Raw genomic sequence first — 22,269 nt, forward strand, 5'->3', positions numbered from 1 at the left:
TGCTCACCTGTGCACAAAAGCAGCGGGTCAATCCCCCAAAACGATTGTTAACCTCCCGTAGCGGGGGATTCCCTAGGGAATCCCCCGCTACGGGAGTAGGTGAAAGCTGCCGGCCGTACAGCACCGGGCCCACCGAGGTGCGGTGTTACTTGGCGGCGACGACCACGAGGGTGATCGTGGCGCTGAGCTCGTCACGAAGACGAACCGTTGCCGTGTGCTCACCGGTCAGCTTGATCGCGGTGAGTTCGATCTTGCGCTTGTCGACCGTACCGAGGCCAGCGGCTGCGACGGCGTTAGCCACATCCGTGGTCTTGACCGAACCGAACAGGCGCCCGCCGGCGCCGGCCTTGACGACCAGGGTGACCTTGGTGTTCTCAAGCTTGACCTTGAGTGCCTCAGCCTCTTCGAAGGTGGCGTGCTCGCGCGCTGCGCGGGCGGCCTTGATCTGCTCGATCTGCTTCTCGCCACCACGGGTCCACGCAACAGCGAAACCCTTGGGAACGAGATAGTTACGAGCAAACCCGTTCTTGACGTCTACGACGTCGCCGGGTGCACCGAGGCCGGAGACCTCATGCGTCAGAATCAATTTCGACATTTGGTTTCCTTACCGGCCTGAGCCTGCGTAAGGCAGCAAAGCCATTTCGCGGGCGTTCTTGACGGCACGGGCGATGAGGCGTTGTTCCTGAACGGAGACGCCTGTGATGCGGCGGGCGCGGATCTTTCCACGCTCGGAGATGAACTTGCGCAGGGTGGGGACATCTTTGTAATCGATGACACCAACCCGAATCGACTTCGCGGGAGCGGCGTTCTTGCCACCCTTAGCTCCGCGAAGCGGCTTGCGGCGGTCGCCGCTCGACTTTCCAGCCATGATTTCCTTACTTTCTCAAAAAAGATGTTAGCTACGCGCCAGGCGTGGCTTAGAAGGGGGTCTCGTCGCTGAAGTTGCCTGGACTGTTCCAGACGTCTCCGCCGGACGCTGCGGGCGCAGCCGTCTTGGCGGGGACGCTGGGTGCCCACGGCTCATCATTGCCCTGACCACCAACAGCGGGAGCGCCGCTGCGGGGGCCGGACGACTGCGCGCGAGTGAGGGAAGCGGTGGCGTAGCGCAGCGAAGGACCAATTTCGTCGATCTCGAGCTCCATGCTCGTGCGCTTTTCACCTTCCTTCGTCTCGTACGAACGCTGCTTGAGACGCCCGGAAGCGATGACACGCGACCCCTTGGTCAGTGAACCCGCCACGTGCTCGGCGAATTCACGCCAAACGCTCGCACGCAAAAACAGCGCATCGCCATCTTTCCACTCGTTAGCCGCACGATCGAATGTGCGCGGAGTGGAAGCGATGGTGAAGTTGGCAACCGCCAGCCCGTTCTGCGTATAACGCAGTTCCGGGTCGCTGGTGAGGTTTCCCACCACGGTGATTACGGTCTCGCCAGCCATGGGCTACTTGTCGCTTGCCTTGTCGGCAACAGCGGCCGGAGTGGCCTTGGCAGCAGCAGGCTTGGCGGCAGCAACCTTTGCGGAGGGGACCGCGGTGGAGGCGGCAGCAACCGGAGTGGACACGTCGACCTTGGCGGCAACCGGAGCAGCAGCGGCCGGAGTCTCGACTGCATCGGCAACGACAGGCTTCGCAGCAGCAGCAGCAGCGACCTTGGCCGCAGGAGCGGCAGCAGCTGCGGCAGCAGCTTCAGCCTTGGCCGCGATAACCTTGGGGTTGGCAGCCTTGCGGGCAGCCTTCTCTGCGGCCAGCTTGCTAGCGACGACGACCTGGGCAATGCCCTCTTCGGCGCGGAGCACCTTGGTGCGCATGACTGCCTCGGACAGGCTCAGCTGGCGGTCGAGCTCGACCGTGGCTGAGGCGTTCGCGGTGAAGTCGACGACGGCATAAATGCCTTCGGTCTTCTTGTTGATCTCGTATGCGAGACGACGACGACCCCAGACATCAACCTTGTCAATGGTTCCACCATCGTTGCGAACAACGTTGAGGAACTTGTCAAGGCTGGGAGCTACGGTGCGCTCATCGATCTCGGGATCGAGGATAACCATTAGTTCGTACTGATGCATGACTAACCCACCTCCTTCGGACTAAAACGGCTACAGACTTTCTGTAACAGGAGGGTTGTGCATGTGCTGAACGCGGAGGCCAGGAATCCGGCACGCAGGCAACCTGCCCAGACTACCGGATACCGACTCGTTGCGCCAGTTGATCCGCCGGTCTACTCGGTCAGAGTCGCGTTTGCCGCGTTCTGGGCGGCGAGCACGCCCTGGTGCACCGGGATGCGACCGAGGAAGACCTCGTCAAGCAGTGGCCGCATGGCGTTCTCGGCGGCCGGCCAGCCAGCCCCGCGCGGCGCTGGCGCCGTTCCGGCAGCCAAAACATCGTAGAACGGGCTGATGTCGACCTTCTCGGCGGCCCAGTAAGCAGCGTATGCAGGCTGCGCGGCCAGCACGGCCGGAGACGCTGCACCAGACGCACCGATGTACTCGGAGCCGGCCGCGCTCCCGAGCCATTCCAACACGCGCTGAGTTTCCGCCGGGTGCTCCGATGAAGCATTTCCGGCAGCAGCAATGCCATCGACCCCGCTGATCGAGCCGGCAGGACCGCTGGGAAGTCGCACGATGCCCCAGTCGAAGTTCGCCCCTGCACTCACATTGGCGAGGTTGTACACTCCGCTCTGGAACAGGGCCATCTTGCCCTGCAGAAACTGCTCGCGGCTGAAATCGCCGTTGGTGTTCGTATCGGCGGCCGACGGAGCGACGTGCCATTTGTTCATGAGATCGACGAGGTACTGGAATGATGTGAGGCCCGGGTCAGACGCAAAGGCATACTGATTCGATTCATCCTGGAACTGGGCACCACCGGAAGCCAGATAATTCAGCACCATCGCCTGCAGGTCGTAGCCAGCGTTGTAGCCGTATTGGCTGAGGTCGGAACCGTCGAACTCTGCACTGTCGGCCGTATTCCCGTTGTAGTCCTTGGTGAGTTTCTGCAGCACGCTGATGAGGGTGTCGTTGTTCCCGGTGGGATCCCAAGTGAGCGCAGATACGTCTTCGGCGGTCAGGCCGGCATCACCCAGCAGGTCGGCGTTGTAATAGACCGCGATGCCGGGGTCGGCCAGCTGCGGTACTCCCCACAGCGTGGCATCCCGGGTGTACTGGGCCACGACGGCGGGAACCCAGCCGGCCTGGGCATCCGCTGGAATGGCAGTCGTAATGTCGATCAGGGCGCCCGCGTCGGCATAGGCAGGATAGCTGCCGCCATCGACCCAGAACACATCGGGGGCACTGTCACCGGCAACGTCGGTGCGCAGCTTCTCGAAGTAATCGTTCCACGGCACGATCTCGACGTCGACATGGATGTCGGGGTTGTCTTGTTCGAAGGCGGTGAAAGACTCTTCGTAAGCGGCAGCGACCTGTTCGTCCCACAGGCGCACGGTCACCGTGGTCGCCGTGCTTCCCTTGTCAGAGTCGAAGAAATTCAGTGCGGCGACAGCCCCGGTGATGACGAGCAGCACGGCGAGCCCGCCGGCAGCAATGATGGTGGAACGCTTGGCCATGATGTCCTTTGTTGACGGATCGAACCTCCCCAGTGGACTAGCCTACGCAGATCCCGTGATAGTGATCGACCGCACGAAGCTGCGCTGGAACATCAAAAACAGTGCAAGGAGCGGAACGAGCGCGAGCGTGGTGGCCGCCATCACGAGTGTCCAGTTGCCGTTGAACTGGCTTTGCAGGCTCGCTGTGGCCACGGTCACAACCCGCCACTCGGTGCCGGTCGTGACCACGAGCGGCCACATGAAACTGTTCCAGTGGCTCACGATTGTGATGAGGGTCAGGGTGGCGATGATCGGGTGGGACAGCGGCACGACGATCTCGACCAACACGTCGAGGGTGTTCGCCCCATCGAGCCGGGCCGCATCGATGAGTTCCTGGGGAATTCCGCGAAAATATTCGCGCAGCAAAAAAATCGCGTAGGGGGAAGCGAACGCGAATGGCAGCACGAGACTCCAAAACGAGTTGCGCAGCCCGGCCTCGGTCATCATCAGGTACAGCGGAACGACAAGCACGACCGGCGGGATCATCAGGGTCGACAGATACACCCAGAACAGCACCCGGCGACCCGGAAAGTCGACCCGGGCGAAGGCATAGGCGGCGAGGATCGAGCAGATTAACTGTCCGACCAGAATCAGCACGGCCGCAAGGACCGTGATCAGGATGGCGCGCCCGAATTGGGCCGGACCGTTCAGCAGCAGCGCAAAATTCTCCAGGGTGAACGGGTCTGGCCAGCTCAGCGCCGACTGCTGCGCGAATTGCTCACGCGTCTTGAACGCGGTCAGGATACTCAGCAGGAACGGACCAAGGGTGAATACGGCGCCCAGGACCAGCACCGAATAGACAGCGGCCGTGGTGGAGAATCTAGCCCATCTCATAGGTGACCCTCCGGCGAAAATAAAGCTGCTGGGCGAGGGTGATGACAACCAGGATGACCAGCAGAACGACGGCCATGACGGCCGCGCGGCCGAGATCGAAGGCGTCGAAAGCTTCGTAGTAGATGCGCGCGGCCACAACATCCGTCGATCGTGCCGGGCCGCCCTGGGTGAGCGCGTACACCTGGTCGAAGACCTGAAAGGCGGAAATAACGGTGGTGACCAACACAAAGAACATCGTTGGGCGCAACAGGGGAAGCTTGATGTGCCAGAACATCTTGACCGCGCCGGCCCCGTCGATGCGGGCCGCCTCGAGAATCTGCCCGGGAATGTTGAGCATCCCGGCCATGAAGAACAGCGTGACGTAGCCGACGTTGGTCCAGATCACCACGGCAGCCACGGCCGGTAGCGCCAGAGCGGGGTCACTGAGCCACTCGACGCGCTGCCCGAGCAGGGTGTTGAGTGCCCCGTCGGTGGGCGCGAGGATCCATTTCCACACCACTCCGAGAGCGAGTGGTGCGCAAATCCACGGCAGTACATAGACGGTGCGAAACCAGGCCGACCCCGGCAGGCCGCGCGTGAGCACAGTGGCCGCAGCGAGTCCGATCAGGGTTTGAATCGGGACCACGAGTGCGACAAAGATGAGCGTCACCAGCAGTGAATTGCCAAAGACACCGTCACTGAGAACGGATCGGTAGTTGTCGAGACCGACGAAGGTGATCGGGCCGATCAGGTCCCAGCTCTGAAAGCTGAGCCAGAGCACGACGAGCACCGGCAGCAGGAGAAAGCAGACCACGCCGAACAGACTGGGCGCGAGCAGGGCATAGCCGGTGATCGCACTGCGTCGACGCAGACTGCCTTTACTGGACACGCTCCGCCCACCAGTGAGTCAAACGGCGGGTGGCTTCTTCCTCGCCCAGCGGGCCGTCATCAAGTCGTTGCTCAAGCAGGTAACGATAGGCCTCGCCTACCTCGCGCCCCGGTTTCACGCCAAGCACGACCATGATCTGTTCACCGTCGAGGTCGGGGCGCACAGCGCCGAGCTCTTCCTGCTCGTTCAGCGCGGCAATACGCTGTTCCAGGTCGTCGTAGGCGAAACCGAGCCGGTCTGCCTTGCGCCGGTTGCGGGTCGTGACGTCGGCACGGGTGAGAATGTGCAGCCGTTCCAGCTGATCCCCAGCGTCGCGCACATACCGGCGTACGGCAGAGTCGGTCCAGGCCCCCTCGGTGTAGCCGAAGAAGCGCAGGTGCAACTCGATCAGGCGAGCGACAGCGTTGATGGTGTCATTGTCGAAGCGCAATGCGCGCAGTCGCTTCTTCGCCAGCTTCGCCCCGACCACGTCGTGGTGATAAAAGCTCACCACTCCGCCCGGTTCAAGTTTGCGGGTGGCCGGCTTGCCAATGTCGTGCAGCAGGGCGGCAAGGCGCACAATCAGGTCGGGAGCCTCCAGGTTGCCGCGTGATTTCTCATAGCCCATGGCCTGCTCCAGCACGGTCAGGCTGTGCTGGTACACGTCCTTGTGATGGTGGTGCTCGTCGATCTCCAATTGCAGGCCGGGAATCTCGGGAAGCACGATCTCGGCCAGGCCCGACTCCATGAGCACTTCGATACCGGCGCGTGGGTCCTTCGAGACCATCAGTTTCGACAGTTCGTCACCGATGCGTTCGGCCGACACGATACGAATACTGTCCCGCATCTTCTCCATAGCCAGTGCGGTGTCAAGGTCCAGCGTGAAACCCAGCTGCCCGGTGAACCGAGCCGCGCGCAGCATCCGCAGCGGATCGTCTCCGAAAGAAACCTCCGGAGTGCTCGGGGTGCGCAGTCGTTTGGCTAGCAGGTCGTCGATGCCGCCAGCTGGATCGACGAGCGTCAACTGCGGCAGGCGCAATGCCATCGCGTTGACGGTGAAGTCGCGGCGCAGCAAGTCCGCTTCGAGGTGGCGTCCGAACACGACGTCGGGCTTGCGGGTGGTGCCGTCGTAGCTGTCGGCTCGATAGGTGGTGATTTCCACGGTCTCACCGGCCAGGCTGGCACCGATCGTGCCGTACTCGCGGCCGATGTCCCACTGCGCTTCCGACAGTGGCTTGACGAGCGCGAGGATCTGGTCGGGAGTCGCATCCGTGGTGAAATCCAGGTCGTGCAGTGGACGATCAAGGAACGCATCGCGCACCGGGCCACCGACCAGAGCGAGTTCATGGCCGGCTACCGCAAATGCGTTCGCCAGACGGGATACCGTGGGAGTGGCAGCCAGGTCGCCCAGTCGTGCGAGGGCTGCCGCGACGCTCTGCATAAGCCCCATATTAGTTGGCATCCTGAGGCGCGCAGTCGCGGTGCAGACCGCTCTAGGCTGGCACGCCGTAGAATCCACTTATGGTGGCCGAGTCAGATTCCGCGCATCGGCCCGCGCTCCCGGTTGCCGCGTGCGCTGCCGTGCGCCCGGCCGGACGCGGGTTAGGTCATCGGGGATCGCGTGCGATCGCGGCGTTTCTGGTGGGATTGCTCACCCTGGCTTCACTGATTTTTACGCCGATATTCGCTTCTCCACTGGCCCAAGCCAACGCGGAGAACAGCACGGTCACGAGCGCAGCAACGCCCGAAAACACCATCAGCGTCACCGTATCTCCGACCACTTCGCCGCAATTGTCGCCTGGCCAGGATCTGATCCTGACGGTGACCGTGCACAACAACACGGACGCTGACATTCCGACCGGCCGCGTCGACGTGTACCTCGCGCAACTCGCGCTCACCACACGAGCTGCGCTCGAGAGCTGGTTGCGGCCCGGTGAGGACACAAACTCCGGCGACCGGTTGGTGGGCGTGCCAACGACAGAAGTTATTCCGGCTCGTGCCAGCACGAACCTCAGCATCACGGTTCCGGCCGATGCCGTTGGATTGACCGACCGAAACGCATGGGGATCTCGGGGGCTCGCCGCGACCCTGAGTGTGGGTGACGTGATTCAGGCGCAGGGCCGCGGCACATTTGTCTGGTCGCAGGGCAGCGCCATCACCCCGGTCGAGTTGGCTTCCATCGTTCCCATCACGACCCCGGAAAGCGGGACCGGGCTGATCACCTCGAAGGCGCTCGAGGCGTACACCAGCTCGGTCGGTCTGCTCTCTCGCCAACTGGATGCCGCCATAGATACCCCCACGGCAACGATCGCCCTTGATCCGCAGATCATCGCCTCGATTCGCGTGCTCGGCACCGCCGCTCCGGCGTCGGCCGTGGCCTGGCTCGACCGCCTGGCCGGGGCGGGCAATGATATCTTTCCCCTCGGCTACGCGGATGCTGACATCGCGTTGCAAGCGCAGGCCGGGGCCACGACGCTACTCGCGCCAACCTCTTTCCTGTCGGCGATCGATGCCAGCCTGTTTGTCGTGCCCTCGGCCGCACCAATCCTTGAACCCACGACCAGACCAACCGATATGCCCAGCATCACGTCCCGTACCAGGGCCACAACTACCCCCTCCCCAATGCCCACCCCAACGCCCACGTTGGAACCCGGTGCAACGGTCATTCCCTCGACCAGTGACCTGTTGGCGTGGGATTACACGAGCACCACGATCGGGTGGCCGGTCGCCGGGCACGTTGCGCGCACCGACCTTGGCGTGTTTGCCGCGAGCGGCCAAACCACGACCATCCTCTCCAGCGGCAACGTTGAACAATCCGATCTCTTCACCCCTAATGCAGCGTTCACTCTTCCGGGCGGGCTGGCCCTCGTCAGTGACACCGTGCTCTCGACCGCCGTCCGCGCCGCCGCCGAGGCAACGACCGAGGACGAGTGGCGGGTTGACATCTCCGAGGCTGCTTCGCTCTTGGCGATCGTGTCTGCGGAGAACCCCAACGCGGCACGCACGATGTTGGTCACTTTCGATCGCAGCAGCCCGGCGAGTGCCACCCGGATCGCTCAGACCGTCGCGGCGCTCGATTCTACGGCCTGGTCGAACGCGGCTCCGCTGCAGTCAGCCGTGAACTCCGCCCCGGCCACCACCGTGACGTTTCACGACCAGGCCATTGACAGCAACCGGGTCACGCTCGCCCGGTCCCTGTTGCAGCGCGAGGGGGCGATCGCTGAATTCGCCACCATTGTGGCTGACCCTGGTGCGTTCACCGCGCCGGCACGACTAAATTTGCTGGCCCTTTTGGACACGACCTGGGCTTCGCAGCCCGCGGCCTGGGATATGCAGGTCCAGGCGAGCCTAGCTGCGTCCTTCGACCTGATTCACGCTGTGACCGTCACCACCCGTGGACCGATTATTGTGGTGGGCAGCAAGGTCGACCTCCGCATCACGCTCAATAACGCTTTAGACCAAGCCGTCACGGTGCGCGCCGAGATTGTGCCCTCCAACGGTCGACTCGTTGTCGGTGACACCCTCGAAACCATTATTCAACCCAACTCCGCGCAGGCGGTTTCCGTGCCGGTCAGCGCTGCCGTCGGCAATGGCGACGTCGTCTTGCGAGTCACTTTATTCACCCTGAACGGCATTCCGCTGGGCCAGCCGGCCCCTATCGACGTCAGCGTGCGCGCCGACTGGGAAGGAGTCGGCGCCAGCATCTTCGCGATCCTCGTGGTCGGCTTCTTTGGTTTCGGCATCTGGCGTAATATCGTGCGCCGGCGCCGGGAACGCGCCGGTGAGGCATCCGCTACTGCAGGCGACACGGTGTTGCCGGAGGCAAAATCCGATGACTGACACCGTGACCGGAACCGGCGGAATCGGTCGAGCGAGTGCGTTCCTGGCCTCGGGCACGATCGTGTCGCGCATTCTCGGCTTCGTCAAGGTCATTGTGCTCGCCGCCATAATCGGCCAGTTCGGCGCCGCTGCCGACACTTTCGCGATCGCCAATCAGCTGCCGAATACGATCTATGTGATCGTGGCCGGCGGAATCCTGACGGCCGTCCTGGTTCCGCAAATCGTTCGAGCCAGCCTGCACACCGACGGCGGTACGGCGTATATCAACAAACTGCTCACGCTGGCTTTGGTCGTGCTGTGTGCGACGACCCTCGCGGCTACCCTGTTGGCCCCGATCATCACCGGGTTCATCGGCTTGAACCTGCCCCAGAACGAGAAGGCGCTGGCCGTGGCATTCGCCTACTGGTGCCTTCCGCAAATGTTCTTCTATGGCCTTTACACGCTGCTGGGCGAAGTCCTCAACGCCCGCAAATTCTTCGGTCCATTCACGTGGGTGCCAGTGCTCAACAACCTCGTCGCCATCGCGGGCCTGGTCGTTTTCGCGACGCTGTTTCGCCCCGACCCTTTCGGTGATCGTTCGGCTGCCGAGATCACATCGGCCATGGTCGCTGTGCTGGGAGGCAGTGCCACGCTCGGGGTGATCACCCAGGCCGTCGTGTTGTTCTATTTCTGGCATCGCATCGGTTTGCGCTATCGCCCGGACTTCCACTTTCGCGGCGTCGGTCTCGGGGCCGCAGGAAAAATGGCGAGCTGGACCTTCGGCATGCTGCTGCTGACTACTTTCGCGGGCATCGTCGAAACGCAAGTCGTGACGCTGGCACACGGTGAGGCATCCGTTGCCGTTCTTGCCACCGCCTGGCTGATCTTCATGCTGCCGCACTCAGTCATCACGGTGTCGGTCGCGACGGCGTACTTCACCCGCATGAGCGAACATGCCACACGCGGTAATTGGACTCTGGTGAAAACGGATGCCTCGAGCGCGATTCGGGGAACGTCGCTGGTGATCGTGCTCGCTGCGGCCGTCATTGCGGTCTGCGCCTACCCTTTCGCTGCCGTCTTCGTGGCACCATTCGACCAGGTTCAATCCATCGGCAACGTCATCATTGCCTTTATTCTGGGGCTCGTGCCGTTTTGCGTGTTGTTCGTTGTGCAACGAACTTTTTACGCTCTCGGCGACACGCGCACGCCGTTTTTCTTCACCCTGTTCCAAGTCGTTCTGCTCGTCTGCGCCGTGGTGGCCTGCGCGTGGCTGCCGACAGACTGGATTGCAGTGGGCATCGCCGGTTCGATCACGGTGACCGGCACATTGCAGGCCATTCTGGCCGCGCTGCTCCTGCGCCGACGAATGCGCGGCATCGACGGGCAGCGCATCCTGCGCAGCCTGGTGAAATACTTGGTCGCCGTCATCATTCCCCTGGCTGCGGGTCTGACCCTCCTGATGATCCTGGGGGGAAATGTCGAGAATGGCTTCGCGGTGTCCTCGAGGCTCACGGCCATGGTCTCCATGGTTCTGATTGGTATGGTCATGGCCGTGAGCTACTTCGGCCTACTGCTGCTCATGCGCAGCGACGAGCTCACAGCGTTCCTGACGCCCTTGCGTGCGCGATTGCGCCGCTGAGTACCACGATGGGCGCAGTCGCCCCAGCGCCGCGGTGAAGGCTGCACCAGGTTTTCCCTCACCCTGCCGGTGCCGGTGCCGGTGCAGCACACATCCAAGCTGAGAGGCTATGGAATAGCAGCGGATTAGGATGTGTTGTATCGAAACGTGAGGCGGGATATTGCCCGTCTCGCCCATTACTGCAAGGAGCGTGCGCGTGCGTCAGATCATCATCATCGGTTCCGGACCGGCCGGCTACACGGCCGCGATTTACGCCGCCAGAGCCAACCTCAAACCGCTTCTGATTGCCAGTTCGGTGGAGGCCGGCGGTGAATTGATGAACACGACCGATGTAGAGAACTTTCCCGGTTTCCCGGAAGGCGTCCAGGGACCCGACCTGATGACCAAAATGCAGGAGCAGTCGGAACGCTTCGGCACCGAGGTTGTCTACGACGACGTCGAATCTGTTGATTTGTCGGGACCCATCAAGACGGTCACCCTCGGCAACGGTGACGTTGAGCAGGCGCTCACGGTCATTTTTGCTACCGGGTCCGCATATCGCAAGCTGGGCCTCAGTGATGAAGAACGTCTCTCCGGCCGCGGCGTCTCCTGGTGTGCCACCTGCGACGGTTTCTTCTTCCAGGGCAAAGAAATCGCCGTGATCGGCGGTGGCGACTCCGCTATGGAAGAAGCTACGTTCCTCACCCGATTCGCCTCGAAGGTGCACGTCATCCACCGTAAGGGTGAATTACGCGCGTCGAAGATTATGCAGGAACGTGCCTTCGCAAACGACAAGATCGAATTCATCTGGAACTCCGAGGTCATCGGCATCACCGGTACCGACGCTGTCGATGGTCTCACCCTGCGCGACACGGTTTCTGGAACCGAGACCAGCCTGCCTATTGGTGGCGTGTTCGTGGCGATCGGCAACGATCCACGCACGCACCTCGTACACAAGCAGCTCGATCTCACGCCCGAAGGTACCATCGCCGTCGCGGGCCGATCCTCGCTCACCAGCCAGGCCGGCGTGTTTGCGGCCGGCGACGTGATCGACTCCAGCTACCGTCAGGCGATCACTGCGGCTGGCTCCGGCTGCGCGGCCGCTCTCGACGCAGAGCACTACCTCAGCACCCTTCCCCCTGCCTTGCTGGCCCAAGCCGGCGACACCGAACTCGCATCAGTCAACTAAGGAGCATTACATGACCGCACGATCCGTTACCGAAGCCAACTTCGAGCAAGAAGTCATCAACAACGAGAAGACCGTTCTCGTAGATTTCTGGGCCGAGTGGTGTGGCCCTTGCCGCGCCGTCAGCCCGATCCTCGACCAGATTGCAACCGAGAACGCCGACAAGCTCGACATCGTCAAGCTCAATGTCGACGAGCACCCCGCCTTGGCCGCGAAGTACCAGATCACCTCCATCCCCGCGATGAAGGTCTTCCAGAAGGGTGAGGTCGTCAAGACCGTCATCGGCGCCAAGCCGAAACCGCAGCTCGAGAAGGACCTGGCCGACTTCCTCGTCTAAACCAGTTTCCCCACGATCAAACCCGTCCGGCATCGACTGGGCGGGTTTTTTCCTGCCCGGCGCCACCCCATACGATAAAGACCACAGTAGAACGGATGTGACGTGACAAATCAGGGTTCCCCTCAGGCCGGCGCTGTGCAGACAATTACTGCACAGGGCGGCAACAACCTCGACCCGTGGTACCACCACTACGCCGACCGAGCCGCCGGGCTCAAGGCATCCGAAGTGCGCGCACTCTTTGCCGTGGCTTCCCGCCCCGAGGTGGTCTCACTCGCCGGCGGCATGCCGTACGTCGCTGCCCTGCCACAGGACCTCGTCATCGACGCCATGGACCGTGTCATGCGGGAAACGGGTACCACCGCCCTGCAATATGGCTCTGGTCAGGGAGTTCCCTTGCTACGAGAGCAGATTCTCGACGTCATGGCACTCGAAGGCATCAAGGCCAATGCCGACGACGTGGTCGTCACGACCGGCTCCCAGCATGCCCTGGAACTAGTGAGCAAATTGTTCCTGAACCCCGGCGACGTCGTCATCTCCGAAGGTCCCAGCTACGTCACCGCCATGGTGATCTTCAAGTCGTATCAAGCCGAGATCGACCATGTGCCGATGGACGAGAACGGCCTGATCCCCGCCGCACTGATCGAGCACATTGCGGCCCTCAAGGCAGCCGGACGCACCATCAAGTTTCTGTACACCATTCCCAGCTTTCACAATCCGGCGGGCGTAACCCTCAGTTGGGCCCGACGCCTGGAAATTTTACAGATCTGCCGCTCGAACAACATCTTGGTGCTCGAGGACAACCCATACGGGCTGCTCTATTTCGACAAGCCTGCACCAGATGCCATCCGCTCCCTCGAGCGCGACGGCGTCGTCTACCTGGGCACCTTTTCCAAGACGCTCGCCCCCGGCTTCCGGGTGGGTTGGGCACTCGCCCCACACGCGATCCGCGAGAAACTCGTGCTCGCCAACGAGGCGGCCGTGCTCTCTCCCAGCTCCTTCACCCAGATGGTCATCTCGGAATACCTCTCTACGGCCGACTGGAAAGCGCAAATCAACGCGTTTCGTGGTGTGTACCATGAACGCAAGAACGCCATGCTGGATGCCCTGGATGAGTATCTCCCCGACCTGAGCTGGACCAACCCAACCGGTGGTTTCTACGTCTGGGTGACCCTGCCCAAACAACTCGATTCCAAAGCGATGCTTCCTCGTGCGGTCAAGGAACTTGTCGCATACACGCCCGGAACCGCGTTCTACGCTGACGGTGATGGACGGCAGAACTTACGTCTCGCCTTCTGCTATCCCACCCCCGACAGCATCCGACTGGGCATACGCCGACTGGCTACTGTGATTCGCGGCGAACTCGACCTATTCGATACGTTCGCGGGCACAGGATCACTGGGCGCTGCCCCAGATCGGCCTGGAGTCCAGAATCCGCGTTTCGGCGGTCCGCCAGCAAATATCTCCTAAATTCGCCTCACCACCCAGACCCAGCTAGGAAAAAACCTGATCATGAGTGAATTCTCCGCACTGAAAATTATTGTGTTGGCTGGTGGCATCTCTCACGAGCGTGACGTGTCGCTGCGTTCTGGCCGGCGCATCGCGGATGCCCTCACCGATGAAGGCCACTTCGTCACCGTGCTCGACCCTGGCGCCAACTTGCTGGGCACGCTGGCAGAGCAGGTCCCCGACCTCATCTGGCCCACCCTGCACGGCGCCACCGGAGAGGATGGCGCGCTCCTGTCCCTGCTGGAAACCACCGGAATTCCTTTTCTCGGCTCGCGCGGCCCCGCCGCCGCGCTCGCCTGGAACAAAGCCATCGCCAAAGAGCTCGTCCTGCGGGCTGGTTTCGCTACTCCCCCAGCCATTGCCCTATCGACCGAAACCTTTCGCGACCTCGGTGCCGCGAGCGTACTCGAGCACCTGGTGAGCGCTATCGGCCTACCGCTCGTCGTCAAGCCAGCCCAGGGCGGTTCATCCCAGGGCGTCACGATAGTTCGCACTCCCGCGGACCTCCCACGCGCCATGGTCGACGCGTACACCTACGCCGACACCGCCCTGGTCGAGGCCTACATTGACGGGACCGAAGTTACGGTCGCCGTACTTGACACCGGAGACGGGCCAACGGCTCTGCCAATCGTGGAAATCGTCCCCCTCAACGGCGTGTACAGCTTCGAAGCCCGTTATAACGCGGGTGAGACGGACTTCTACGCACCCGCACGCCTGTCTGACAGTATCTCCGTCACCGTCGCCACGGCCTCTGTCGCCATTCACACCCTTCTGGGGCTGCGCCACCTCAGCCGAATCGACCTTATTGTCGACGCCGCCGGCACCCCTTGGTTTCTGGAGGCCAACGTACTGCCCGGTCTGACCGAAACATCCCTGGTTCCGCAGGCCATCGAAGCCGACCGCCGTACTCTCGGCGCTACCTACTCGGCCCTGGCAGTAAACGCTCTAGCCACTCAGTAGTACGCCGTTTCACGTGAAACGTGTTGCACTTCCCTGGGGTGATCTTCACGTTTCACGTGAAACTCTGCCGTGTCCCGAATGCACGATCCGCTCGTTTCACGTGAAACCCTGACTCAATATCCGAAACCGTGTCATATATTCCATGTTTCACGTGAAACATGCCGATACCGGTAGATACGCGCGATCACGACCAACTGATGAGCCACCGTACCGAAACGAACCCGAGCAGAAGGCACGTTTGGGACGGCCACCGACGCCGGGATTTCCCGTAACAGGACACGCCATCACCGCAGTACACCGTTTCACGTGAAACGTGACGCGGAACATGACGCGGAACGCGTCTCCGATTAGCTGGCGCTAAAACCCGGTTCACCGAGAACCGTCAGGATGCGATTCAAATCACCTATGGTCGCGAAATCGACTGTGATCTGGCCTTTTCTTACCCCCAGATTGATCTTGACGCGAGTGTCCAGACGATCTCCAAGATGCTCTGCGATCTCGTCAAGATGCCCCTGGCGTCGACCCGGCAGCGGTTTGGCTTTCACAGCCCGCGGAACCGCAACCGCCGCGGCCTCAGCGGCACGAACGGACAAGTCTGCCTCGACGATTTTATCGGCTAGGCGCAGCATACCGGCCGGGTCACCCACCGACAGAATCGCTCGCGCGTGACCGGCCGACAAAACACCCGCTGCAACACGCACCTGCACCGATTCCGGCAGTTTCAAGAGACGCAGGGTGTTGGTGATCTGCGGACGCGATCGACCGATGCGCTTTGCCAGTTCCTCCTGCGTAATGCCAAAATCTGCCAACAACTGCTGATACGCGGACGCTTCTTCCAACGGATTCAGCTGGGCGCGGTGCAAGTTCTCCAGCAGCGCGTCCCGCAGCATATCCACGTCGGCGGTTTCGCGTACGACAGCCGGAATGGTGTCGAGGCCGACCTCTTTGGTGGCGCGCAGTCGACGCTCACCCATGACGAGCTCATACTTGCCCGGTTCATCGGCCAATGGCCTCACAACGATTGGCTGGAGCACCCCAACCTCGCGAATGCTGTGCACCAGTTCCGCAAGATCGTCCTCGTCAAAAATGGTCCGTGGCTGGGCCCGGTTGGGAACAATGTCTTGAGGATTCAGCTGCGCCAGCCGGGCGCCTGCAATCAGTGGGACGTCGGAAAGAACTTCGAGGGAGGCATCCGCTAAAGCGGTTACACCGCGCGGAAAAAACACGTCGACCGGGCGGGGCGCAGACGCGTCGTCCTGCACTGGAATGAGTGCGCCGATACCGCGACCGAGGCCGGTTCTTTTCGCCATTAGTGCTTTTCTTTCGTTTGGGGCTTATTTTCTGTTCGCGGTGCCCCACGATGGGCCATTTCTGCTGCTGCTTCAAGGTATGAGAGCGATCCTGCCGAGTTGAGATCGTAACTCACAACGCTCTGGCCGTAGCTCGGGGCCTCAGAAACGCGCACAGAACGCGGAATAGCGGTATTGAGCACTTGCTCCGGAAAGTGATCGCGCACTTCCTTGGCAACCTGGGTGGCCAAATTGGTGCGGCTGTCGTACATGGTAAGCAGAATGGTCGAAACGACGAGATCGGGGTTGAGGTGCTTTTCAATGAGAGCGATGTTCTTGAGCAGCTGACTCAGCCCCTCGAGTGCGTAATACTCGCACTGAATGGGAATGAGAACCTCCCGCGCGGCGACGAAAGCGTTGATAGTCAGCAGACCGAGCGACGGCGGACAGTCAATGAAGACGTAATCGTACGGTTCGATCGCCTCGACGAGGTGCAGATCAAGAGCACGGCGGAGTCGCTGCTCGCGGGCGACGAGCGACACGAGCTCAATCTCGGCGCCCGCCAGATGGATCGTAGCCGGAACACAGAACAAGGCACCGAATTCAGGGCTCTTCTGGACGACCTCATCCATGGGCATGTCATTGATGATGACGTCGTAGACGCTGGGGGTCTCGGCACGGTGCTCAACACCGAGGGCAGTAGACGCGTTGCCCTGCGGATCCAGGTCGATCACCAGAACGCGCGCGCCCTGGCGAGCGAGGGCGGCGGCGAGATTGACCGCGGTCGTTGTCTTGCCGACGCCACCTTTTTGATTGGAAATCGTCAACACCCGGGTTTGATCGGGTTTTGGCAACTCACCAGCAGCAATGACCTGGCGGCGACGCGTCAGTTCGGCAATTTCGCGGGCCAGCGGTGTTGTCCCGTCGAAGCCTGCCGCCTTGCCGGTGTGCTGATCTTCAGCAGGATGTTTCACGTGAAACCTTTACGCTCGACGGTTGATGAGCCACCCGAAAGGGACCCCCGAACACCAAATCCAGTGCTAATCGGGACTACTCCACTGTAGCTCTGATGACCCGGGTTACCTCAGGCAGCACGCCAGCGCCGAGGGTAATTACCTCAACCTTGCTCAGGTGATATTTACGCATCGGTTTCGCGGCCGCCTCGATCTCACGCTCGGCCCCCTCACCTTTCATCAGAATGAGCTCACCACCACTGCGCAGCAGGGGAGCAGTCAGCGGAATCAGCTTGCTGAACGCACTCACCGCTCGAGCAGTCACCTGATCGAGTGGCTGCGCCAGGCGTGTATCTTCGGCACGAGCACGCACCACGGTCACATTCGACAACTGCAGGGCAGTAACCTGGTCATTCAGCCAGGCAACCCGACGTTCCATCGGTTCGATCAGCACGAAGTTCACGTCGGGCCGGGCGATGGCCAGCACGACACCGGGAAGACCAGCACCGGAACCAACGTCCCCCACGCGGCCGGGGCGTAACAGCGGCGCCACAATGGCGCAATTGAGAATGTGACGTGACCACAGGCGCGGAAGTTCTAGTGGACCAATTAGCCCCAAAATTTCGCCCTGATCAGCTAAATTAGTCGTGAACGCCCGCATAAGATCAATTTGCGGACCGAGAAGGCTGATCGCCGCTAACGGTTCAATCTCCAGTGTGACCGGATCAGGCGCGCTCCCTGACGCCGGCATGGATCCCGGCGTGTTCGAAGCAGCACGGATCGGCTCCGGTGTTACAGATTGCGACATAAGCAACGAGTTTACGCTGCGGTGATGACGGTGTGGCGATCGCGGCCTTCACCGGACGACTCTGACCGGTACCCATTACTGGCTGCCACGATGTCGTGCACGAGTTTGCGCTCGTAGGAGGACATGGGCGGCAGGTCGGCCGCGGTCGCGCCGCCCTCGATCCGCTCGATAGCGTGGGCTACGAGGGTGGCGAGCTCAGCTTCGCGCATCTCGCGAGATCCACCGATATCCAGGATCAGGCGCGAGAACGAGCCTGTCTTATTCTGCACCGCGAGGCGAGTCAGCTCCTGCAGGGCGTTGACCGTATCTGGTTTGGAAAGCACTCGCAGATTGTCGGCGTCCGACGCTTTGACCGCTAAGTAAGCCCGTCCATTGCGGGCCTCGATGTCGATGTCGCCATCGAGGTCGCAAATATCGAGAAATTCCTCGATGTAGTCGGCGGCAATGTCGCCCTCACGCTCAAGCTGATCGGTCGTAAGGGGGGCCTCGGTTACGCTCTTCGTTTCGGAAGCGCCGGATGAGGAATCCGTTGTGTGAGAAGTCACATCAGCAGTGTCAGCAGTGACAGTGCCCACTTCGGTGAGGTCGGTTTTGTCCGTCACGGTGATCTCCACTACTTCTTCGGGCCGGTTTGTTTTTTGGCGCGGGCCCTACCGACCGGCTGCTGGCGCTGAACGGGCTTGGCAGGCTCCTCCACCACAATGATGTCACCATCGGTCGCGATGAGCTTGCCTTTACGCGCCAAACGCTCTTCGCGCGCCTTGGCGGCTTCGCTGCCAGGAGTCGGCATGTTTCGAATGACCAGGAACTGCTGAATCATGGTCCAGATATTGGAAGTGAGCCAGTAGAACATCACGCCGAGCGGGAACGCAACACCGGAGAAGGCGAAGACGAGGGGGAGGAGGTAGAGCATGATGCGCTGCTGTTTGAACATCGGACTCGCCTTGGTTTCCGGCGACATGTTCTTGGAAACGATCTGCAACTGCGTGATGAACTGCGACGCGGTCATCAGCACCACCATGGTGGCCGCAATGATCATGACGGTCCCGTTGAAGGGGTCACCGGCGGTCCACAGTGACCACTGGGAGGCAAAGGTGTCGTGCAGCGGCGCATTGCCGAACAGTTTGGCGTTACCGAAGCTCTCGGCAAGGCTCTGGTTGAGCGGGCCGACACCGGCGTTGGACTTCTGGGCGTCGTTCAGCACCGAGAACAGGGCGAAGAAGATCGGCATCTGCAAGAGCAGTGGCAGGCAGGAGCTGAGCGGGTTGGTCCCGGTCTTCTTGTACATGGCCATGGTCTCGCGGGACATCGCCTCGCGGGAGAACTGGTCTTTTTTCCCCTTGTACTTGTCTTGGATCTTCTTGAGCTGCGGAGCCACCTCGAGCATCTTGCGCTGGCTCTTGATTTGCCGGACGAAGACGGGAATCAGGGCGGCACGCACGACCAAGACGAGGCCGACGATGGACAGCACCCAGGTGATGCCGTCGTTGTAGCCCATCCCCAAGCTGGAAAAAAGCCCGTGGAAGGCGACGAGCAGCAGCTCGACCACCCATTTCAGAGGCCAGAGGATCGTACCTATGAGGTCCATACTGTGGGTTAGCCCTTTCCGTGGCTAGGTGCGACAACAAAACCGAACGACGTCAGACGAAAGCGGCGATTGCTTTTGAGTGGTACATCATCAATGCCGCCTGGTGACCACGGATGACAATGGCTCAGCCTGCGCGCAGCAAGAGCGCAGCCCCACGCTAGTCCGTGTTCCTGAACGGCCCCTAGTGCGTAGGCCGAACACGACGGGTAAAACCGGCACACATCTCCATAGAGTGGAGAGATCACGGCTCGATACACGCGAAGAACCACGACACCAACGTTGCGGGGTATCAAGATAATCGTCGGGAGTATCGAATTCATCGGCCCACGCTGTTCTTTCGCGCAGATTGCGGGCGGGAGAGGGAACGGTGGACTTCGTCGCGCAGCGCCTGCCACGCGATCTTGCTCGCCCCCGGCAGAGCACGGATGACAACATCCGTTCCTGCCGGAACCAGTGGGAGCAGTTCGAAGGTGACTGCCTTGAGGCGACGCCGAACGAGATTGCGTTTCACAGCGTCACCCACATTCTTCGCGACGATAAAGCCGAAACGAACCGGAACACCGGCAACATCGGATTGATCTCCAGCGCTTTTTCGCACATAAAGAACGGTATGCACGCCAACAATGCGCACACCTCGCCGAACGACGCCTTGATAGTCACTGCCGCTCGTAATGCGATTTACGTGAGCGAGCACGAGAACCCGGCGACCACGAAACCTACGCTGAGAGTTCGGTGCGACCCTTGCGACGGCGAGCACCGAGGATGGCGCGGCCCGCACGGGTGCGCATCCGCAGGCGGAAGCCGTGCACCTTGGCGCGACGGCGGTTGTTCGGCTGGAAAGTTCTCTTGCTCATAATTCAATCTCCACGTATTTGAATCACCGCTGGCCAAATTCCCTTCGGCCAAACAACAGCGCGCACAGAGTATGGAAGCCCACGGGATGGGGTCAACTGATTAAAACTACGGCCTCGGCCACGCCTGGTCAAACTCAGAGTCCGAATCGGGGGATTCTGCACAATAATGACTCCAACGTAAATGCCGAAGAGAGGATGCGTAGCGCCCGATGAATTCGCCTCGCTGCACGGCAGTGACTACCGTAAAGTCAAGTTATCCACAGGTTGGACACACCAACCTGAGAATTCAGCTGATTTTGTACACAGGCGGTGGATAACTTTAACGATGAGTTCGGACCAAGAAACTCACACGGACGTCCGAAACTCGCCTCACGCGGGCCGGTAGGGCCGGCGGCCGGTGTGCGGCATGAAGCCACCCGCATCCGCCGGTCGCCCAACAGTGAAAACTCGAAATGCACAGATTGTAGGAACAATGGCAGACGTAGAAGCGCCGATAGCTGAAACATGGCGGTCTGTTCTGACCACGTTGGAATCCGACGCCACCATCACACCCATGCTGTACGGGTTTCTCAGCCTGGTCGAGCCGAAGGGCATCGCGGCTGGCACCTTCTATCTGGAGGTCCCCAACGAGTTCACGGCAAGCATGCTCAACCAGCGGATGCGCGTTCCCCTGCTGACAGCAATGGGCCAGCTCGATGAAGCGACTGCCGTGTCAACTTTCTATGTGGTCGTCAACCCCGAACTCGAGCAGGAATCGTTGCGACCGGTGCAGCAAACAATGACCCCGCCGGACGTCATCACTCCCGCCCCCGCGCAATCGGTTTTTGAAGGCGCCGTCCCGGCACAGCCCCACGAAACCCGGCTCAACCCCAAATACAGTTTTGACAACTTCGTGATCGGACAGTCAAACAGATTTGCCCATGCTGCCGCCGTCGCGGTGGCCGAAGCACCGGCCAAGGCGTACAACCCGCTTTTTATCTACGGTTCATCGGGCCTCGGCAAGACACATCTTCTGCACGCGATCGGCCACTACGCCATGAGCCTGTACCCCGGGATCCGCGTGCGCTATGTCAGTTCGGAGGAGTTCACCAACGACTTCATCAACTCCATCGCCAACAACCGCGGCTCGGCTTTTCAGGCTCGATATCGAAACATCGACATTCTCATGATCGATGACATCCAGTTTCTTCAAAACAAAGCGGAAACCCAGGAAGCTTTTTTCCACACTTTCAACACCCTGCACGACCACAACAAGCAGGTAGTGATCACAAGCGATCTCCCTCCCAAACACCTCACCGGCTTTGAAGACCGCATGCGCAGCCGCTTTGAGTGGGGCCTGATCACGGATGTCCAGGCTCCGGACCTGGAAACCCGCATCGCGATCCTGCGAAAAAAGGCGCAGAGCGAAAAACTGCAGGTGCCACACGACATTCTCGAGTTCATGGCGTCGAAGGTCTCGTCCAACATTCGTGAACTTGAAGGCACTCTGATTCGGGTCACCGCGTTCGCTAGCCTCAATCGCACGCCGGTGGATATGGATCTCGTGCAGACCGTGCTGAAAGACCTGATCACCCTGGACGAGGACAACGTCATCGCTCCAGTTGACATCATTACGAACACGGCCAACTACTTCAAATTGTCCGTTGATGACCTCTACGGATCGAGCCGGTCTCAGGCCATCGCGACAGCCCGCCAAATTGCCATGTACCTGTGCCGTGAACTCACGAATCTGTCCCTGCCCAAAATCGGGCAATTATTCGGTAATCGCGACCACACGACCGTGATGTACGCGAACAAGAAGATCAGTGAACTGATGAAGGAACGTCGCTCGATTTACAACCAGGTCACCGAGTTGACCAACCGCATCAAGCAGGATCACCGGTACAAGTAGGGCACACCCATCTATGCGGGCACGTGACAACCGGCGCTGCGACATGTCAGTTTGAGCGGTCCCTCCGGACGTTTTAAGCAGGTTCGACCTGTTTAGACCCGGAGGGGCCGAATTTTTTTTCAGTTTTCACACCTGTGGATAACCCTGTGGAATTAACTCACACAACCGGTCATCGCCTGTAGAAACT

Annotated in this window: 22 protein-coding genes and 1 pseudogene; 7 read left to right on the forward strand and 16 right to left on the reverse strand. The window is 61.0% G+C overall.

All coding sequences use genetic code 11. From position 1 onward, the window contains the following. Window positions 1-145: 145 nt before the first annotated feature. The 8 genes and pseudogenes from rplI to CXY72_RS16360 form a co-directional block, all read right to left on the reverse strand. The gene (gene rplI, locus CXY72_RS16325; protein ID WP_092110565.1) at window positions 146-595 is read right to left on the reverse strand and encodes a 50S ribosomal protein L9; all 450 of its coding nucleotides are present in this window, start codon (window positions 593-595) and stop codon (window positions 146-148) included. 9 nt (window positions 596-604) lie between these two features. After that, entirely contained in the window at window positions 605-868 is a 264-nt protein-coding gene (gene rpsR / locus CXY72_RS16330) for a 30S ribosomal protein S18 (RefSeq protein WP_035835236.1), read from the reverse strand. 49 nt (window positions 869-917) lie between these two features. Next, a complete protein-coding gene (locus CXY72_RS16335) occupies window positions 918-1,436 on the reverse strand; it encodes a single-stranded DNA-binding protein (protein WP_104128733.1) in 519 nt (172 codons plus the stop codon). A 255-nt stretch (window positions 1,437-1,691) separates the two neighbouring features. Then, window positions 1,692-2,060, reverse strand: a pseudogene (rpsF, locus tag CXY72_RS16340) (30S ribosomal protein S6); the annotation flags it as partial. Between the two features lie 152 nt (window positions 2,061-2,212). Then, window positions 2,213-3,553 carry a sugar ABC transporter substrate-binding protein gene (locus tag CXY72_RS16345; protein ID WP_104128734.1) on the reverse strand — a complete coding sequence of 447 codons (1,341 nt, stop codon included), beginning with the start codon at window positions 3,551-3,553 and terminating at the stop codon, window positions 2,213-2,215. A gap of 42 nt (window positions 3,554-3,595) precedes the next feature. Continuing rightward, window positions 3,596-4,426 (reverse strand): carbohydrate ABC transporter permease, encoded by an 831-nt coding sequence (locus tag CXY72_RS16350; protein WP_104128735.1) that lies wholly within the window; start codon window positions 4,424-4,426, stop codon window positions 3,596-3,598. After that, complete coding sequence (locus CXY72_RS16355; RefSeq protein WP_104128736.1) at window positions 4,413-5,294, reverse strand: carbohydrate ABC transporter permease; 882 nt, start codon at window positions 5,292-5,294, stop codon at window positions 4,413-4,415. Before CXY72_RS16355 ends, CXY72_RS16350 begins: the two co-directional genes overlap by 14 nt. Continuing rightward, complete coding sequence (locus CXY72_RS16360) at window positions 5,284-6,714, reverse strand: CCA tRNA nucleotidyltransferase (protein ID WP_104128737.1); 1,431 nt, start codon at window positions 6,712-6,714, stop codon at window positions 5,284-5,286. The genes CXY72_RS16355 and CXY72_RS16360 overlap by 11 nt, the downstream gene beginning before the upstream one ends. Window positions 6,715-6,794: 80 nt before the next feature. On the opposite strand from CXY72_RS16360, the gene CXY72_RS19660 reads away from it, so the two are divergent. From CXY72_RS19660 to CXY72_RS16400, 6 genes are all read left to right on the forward strand, one after another. After that, window positions 6,795-9,113: a DUF6049 family protein gene (locus CXY72_RS19660; RefSeq protein ID WP_158252610.1), complete on the forward strand. Its 2,319-nt coding sequence runs from the start codon at window positions 6,795-6,797 to the stop codon at window positions 9,111-9,113. After that, the gene (gene murJ / locus CXY72_RS16380; RefSeq protein ID WP_104128741.1) at window positions 9,106-10,731 is read left to right on the forward strand and encodes a murein biosynthesis integral membrane protein MurJ; all 1,626 of its coding nucleotides are present in this window, start codon (window positions 9,106-9,108) and stop codon (window positions 10,729-10,731) included. Before CXY72_RS19660 ends, murJ begins: the two co-directional genes overlap by 8 nt. Before the next feature lie 196 nt (window positions 10,732-10,927). Next, window positions 10,928-11,899 (forward strand): thioredoxin-disulfide reductase, encoded by a 972-nt coding sequence (gene trxB / locus CXY72_RS16385; protein WP_104128742.1) that lies wholly within the window; start codon window positions 10,928-10,930, stop codon window positions 11,897-11,899. 10 nt (window positions 11,900-11,909) lie between these two features. Beyond that, a complete protein-coding gene (gene trxA / locus CXY72_RS16390) occupies window positions 11,910-12,233 on the forward strand; it encodes a thioredoxin (protein ID WP_104128743.1) in 324 nt (107 codons plus the stop codon). Between the two features lie 102 nt (window positions 12,234-12,335). Further along, window positions 12,336-13,700, forward strand: a complete 1,365-nt coding sequence (locus CXY72_RS16395; protein ID WP_370446270.1) for a PLP-dependent aminotransferase family protein — start codon at window positions 12,336-12,338, stop codon at window positions 13,698-13,700. Between the two features lie 42 nt (window positions 13,701-13,742). Next, window positions 13,743-14,699 (forward strand): D-alanine--D-alanine ligase, encoded by a 957-nt coding sequence (locus CXY72_RS16400; RefSeq protein WP_104128745.1) that lies wholly within the window; start codon window positions 13,743-13,745, stop codon window positions 14,697-14,699. Window positions 14,700-15,046: 347 nt separating this feature from the next. On the opposite strand, the gene CXY72_RS16405 is transcribed toward CXY72_RS16400, so the two are convergent. The 8 genes from CXY72_RS16405 to rpmH all read right to left on the reverse strand — a co-directional run bounded on the left by CXY72_RS16405 (window position 15,047) and on the right by rpmH (window position 20,191). Beyond that, window positions 15,047-16,009, reverse strand: a complete 963-nt coding sequence (locus CXY72_RS16405) for a ParB/RepB/Spo0J family partition protein (RefSeq protein ID WP_104128746.1) — start codon at window positions 16,007-16,009, stop codon at window positions 15,047-15,049. After that, window positions 16,009-16,962 carry a ParA family protein gene (locus tag CXY72_RS16410; RefSeq protein WP_104128747.1) on the reverse strand — a complete coding sequence of 318 codons (954 nt, stop codon included), beginning with the start codon at window positions 16,960-16,962 and terminating at the stop codon, window positions 16,009-16,011. The genes CXY72_RS16405 and CXY72_RS16410 overlap by 1 nt, the downstream gene beginning before the upstream one ends. A 76-nt stretch (window positions 16,963-17,038) precedes the next feature. Beyond that, complete coding sequence (gene rsmG, locus CXY72_RS16415; protein ID WP_104128748.1) at window positions 17,039-17,692, reverse strand: 16S rRNA (guanine(527)-N(7))-methyltransferase RsmG; 654 nt, start codon at window positions 17,690-17,692, stop codon at window positions 17,039-17,041. Window positions 17,693-17,760: 68 nt separating this feature from the next. Beyond that, the gene (locus CXY72_RS16420) at window positions 17,761-18,351 is read right to left on the reverse strand and encodes a R3H domain-containing nucleic acid-binding protein (protein ID WP_233197897.1); all 591 of its coding nucleotides are present in this window, start codon (window positions 18,349-18,351) and stop codon (window positions 17,761-17,763) included. Window positions 18,352-18,362: 11 nt separating this feature from the next. Further along, entirely contained in the window at window positions 18,363-19,337 is a 975-nt protein-coding gene (gene yidC / locus CXY72_RS16425; protein WP_104128749.1) for a membrane protein insertase YidC, read from the reverse strand. Between the two features lie 8 nt (window positions 19,338-19,345). Next, window positions 19,346-19,657: a membrane protein insertion efficiency factor YidD gene (gene yidD / locus CXY72_RS16430; RefSeq protein ID WP_104128750.1), complete on the reverse strand. Its 312-nt coding sequence runs from the start codon at window positions 19,655-19,657 to the stop codon at window positions 19,346-19,348. Further along, window positions 19,654-20,115 carry a ribonuclease P protein component gene (rnpA, locus tag CXY72_RS16435; RefSeq protein ID WP_370446271.1) on the reverse strand — a complete coding sequence of 154 codons (462 nt, stop codon included), beginning with the start codon at window positions 20,113-20,115 and terminating at the stop codon, window positions 19,654-19,656. The genes yidD and rnpA overlap by 4 nt, the downstream gene beginning before the upstream one ends. After that, window positions 20,054-20,191, reverse strand: a complete 138-nt coding sequence (gene rpmH, locus CXY72_RS16440; RefSeq protein WP_010204566.1) for a 50S ribosomal protein L34 — start codon at window positions 20,189-20,191, stop codon at window positions 20,054-20,056. Before rpmH ends, rnpA begins: the two co-directional genes overlap by 62 nt. Before the next feature lie 472 nt (window positions 20,192-20,663). On the opposite strand from rpmH, the gene dnaA reads away from it, so the two are divergent. Then, on the forward strand, window positions 20,664-22,082 hold the full coding sequence (gene dnaA / locus CXY72_RS16445; RefSeq protein ID WP_104128752.1) for a chromosomal replication initiator protein DnaA: 1,419 nt from the start codon (window positions 20,664-20,666) through the stop codon (window positions 22,080-22,082). Window positions 22,083-22,269: the final 187 nt, after the last annotated feature.

The organism is Cryobacterium sp. Y57, assembly GCF_002929505.1.
GTDB lineage: Bacteria > Actinomycetota > Actinomycetes > Actinomycetales > Microbacteriaceae > Cryobacterium.

Coding starts and splice junctions, on each gene's coding strand:
- CXY72_RS16405 (WP_104128746.1), bottom strand. CDS start 16,009: ATGGCGAAAAGAACCGGCCTCGGTCGCGGTATCGGCGCACTCATTCCA.
- CXY72_RS16345 (WP_104128734.1), bottom strand. CDS start 3,553: ATGGCCAAGCGTTCCACCATCATTGCTGCCGGCGGGCTCGCCGTGCTG.
- CXY72_RS16350 (WP_104128735.1), bottom strand. CDS start 4,426: ATGAGATGGGCTAGATTCTCCACCACGGCCGCTGTCTATTCGGTGCTG.
- rsmG (WP_104128748.1), bottom strand. CDS start 17,692: ATGCCGGCGTCAGGGAGCGCGCCTGATCCGGTCACACTGGAGATTGAA.
- rpsR (WP_035835236.1), bottom strand. CDS start 868: ATGGCTGGAAAGTCGAGCGGCGACCGCCGCAAGCCGCTTCGCGGAGCT.
- rplI (WP_092110565.1), bottom strand. CDS start 595: ATGTCGAAATTGATTCTGACGCATGAGGTCTCCGGCCTCGGTGCACCC.
- CXY72_RS16400 (WP_104128745.1), top strand. CDS start 13,743: ATGAGTGAATTCTCCGCACTGAAAATTATTGTGTTGGCTGGTGGCATC.
- trxA (WP_104128743.1), top strand. CDS start 11,910: ATGACCGCACGATCCGTTACCGAAGCCAACTTCGAGCAAGAAGTCATC.
- murJ (WP_104128741.1), top strand. CDS start 9,106: ATGACTGACACCGTGACCGGAACCGGCGGAATCGGTCGAGCGAGTGCG.
- CXY72_RS16335 (WP_104128733.1), bottom strand. CDS start 1,436: ATGGCTGGCGAGACCGTAATCACCGTGGTGGGAAACCTCACCAGCGAC.
- CXY72_RS16360 (WP_104128737.1), bottom strand. CDS start 6,714: ATGCAGAGCGTCGCGGCAGCCCTCGCACGACTGGGCGACCTGGCTGCC.
- CXY72_RS19660 (WP_158252610.1), top strand. CDS start 6,795: ATGGTGGCCGAGTCAGATTCCGCGCATCGGCCCGCGCTCCCGGTTGCC.
- yidD (WP_104128750.1), bottom strand. CDS start 19,657: ATGAATTCGATACTCCCGACGATTATCTTGATACCCCGCAACGTTGGT.
- yidC (WP_104128749.1), bottom strand. CDS start 19,337: ATGGACCTCATAGGTACGATCCTCTGGCCTCTGAAATGGGTGGTCGAG.
- dnaA (WP_104128752.1), top strand. CDS start 20,664: ATGGCAGACGTAGAAGCGCCGATAGCTGAAACATGGCGGTCTGTTCTG.
- rpmH (WP_010204566.1), bottom strand. CDS start 20,191: ATGAGCAAGAGAACTTTCCAGCCGAACAACCGCCGTCGCGCCAAGGTG.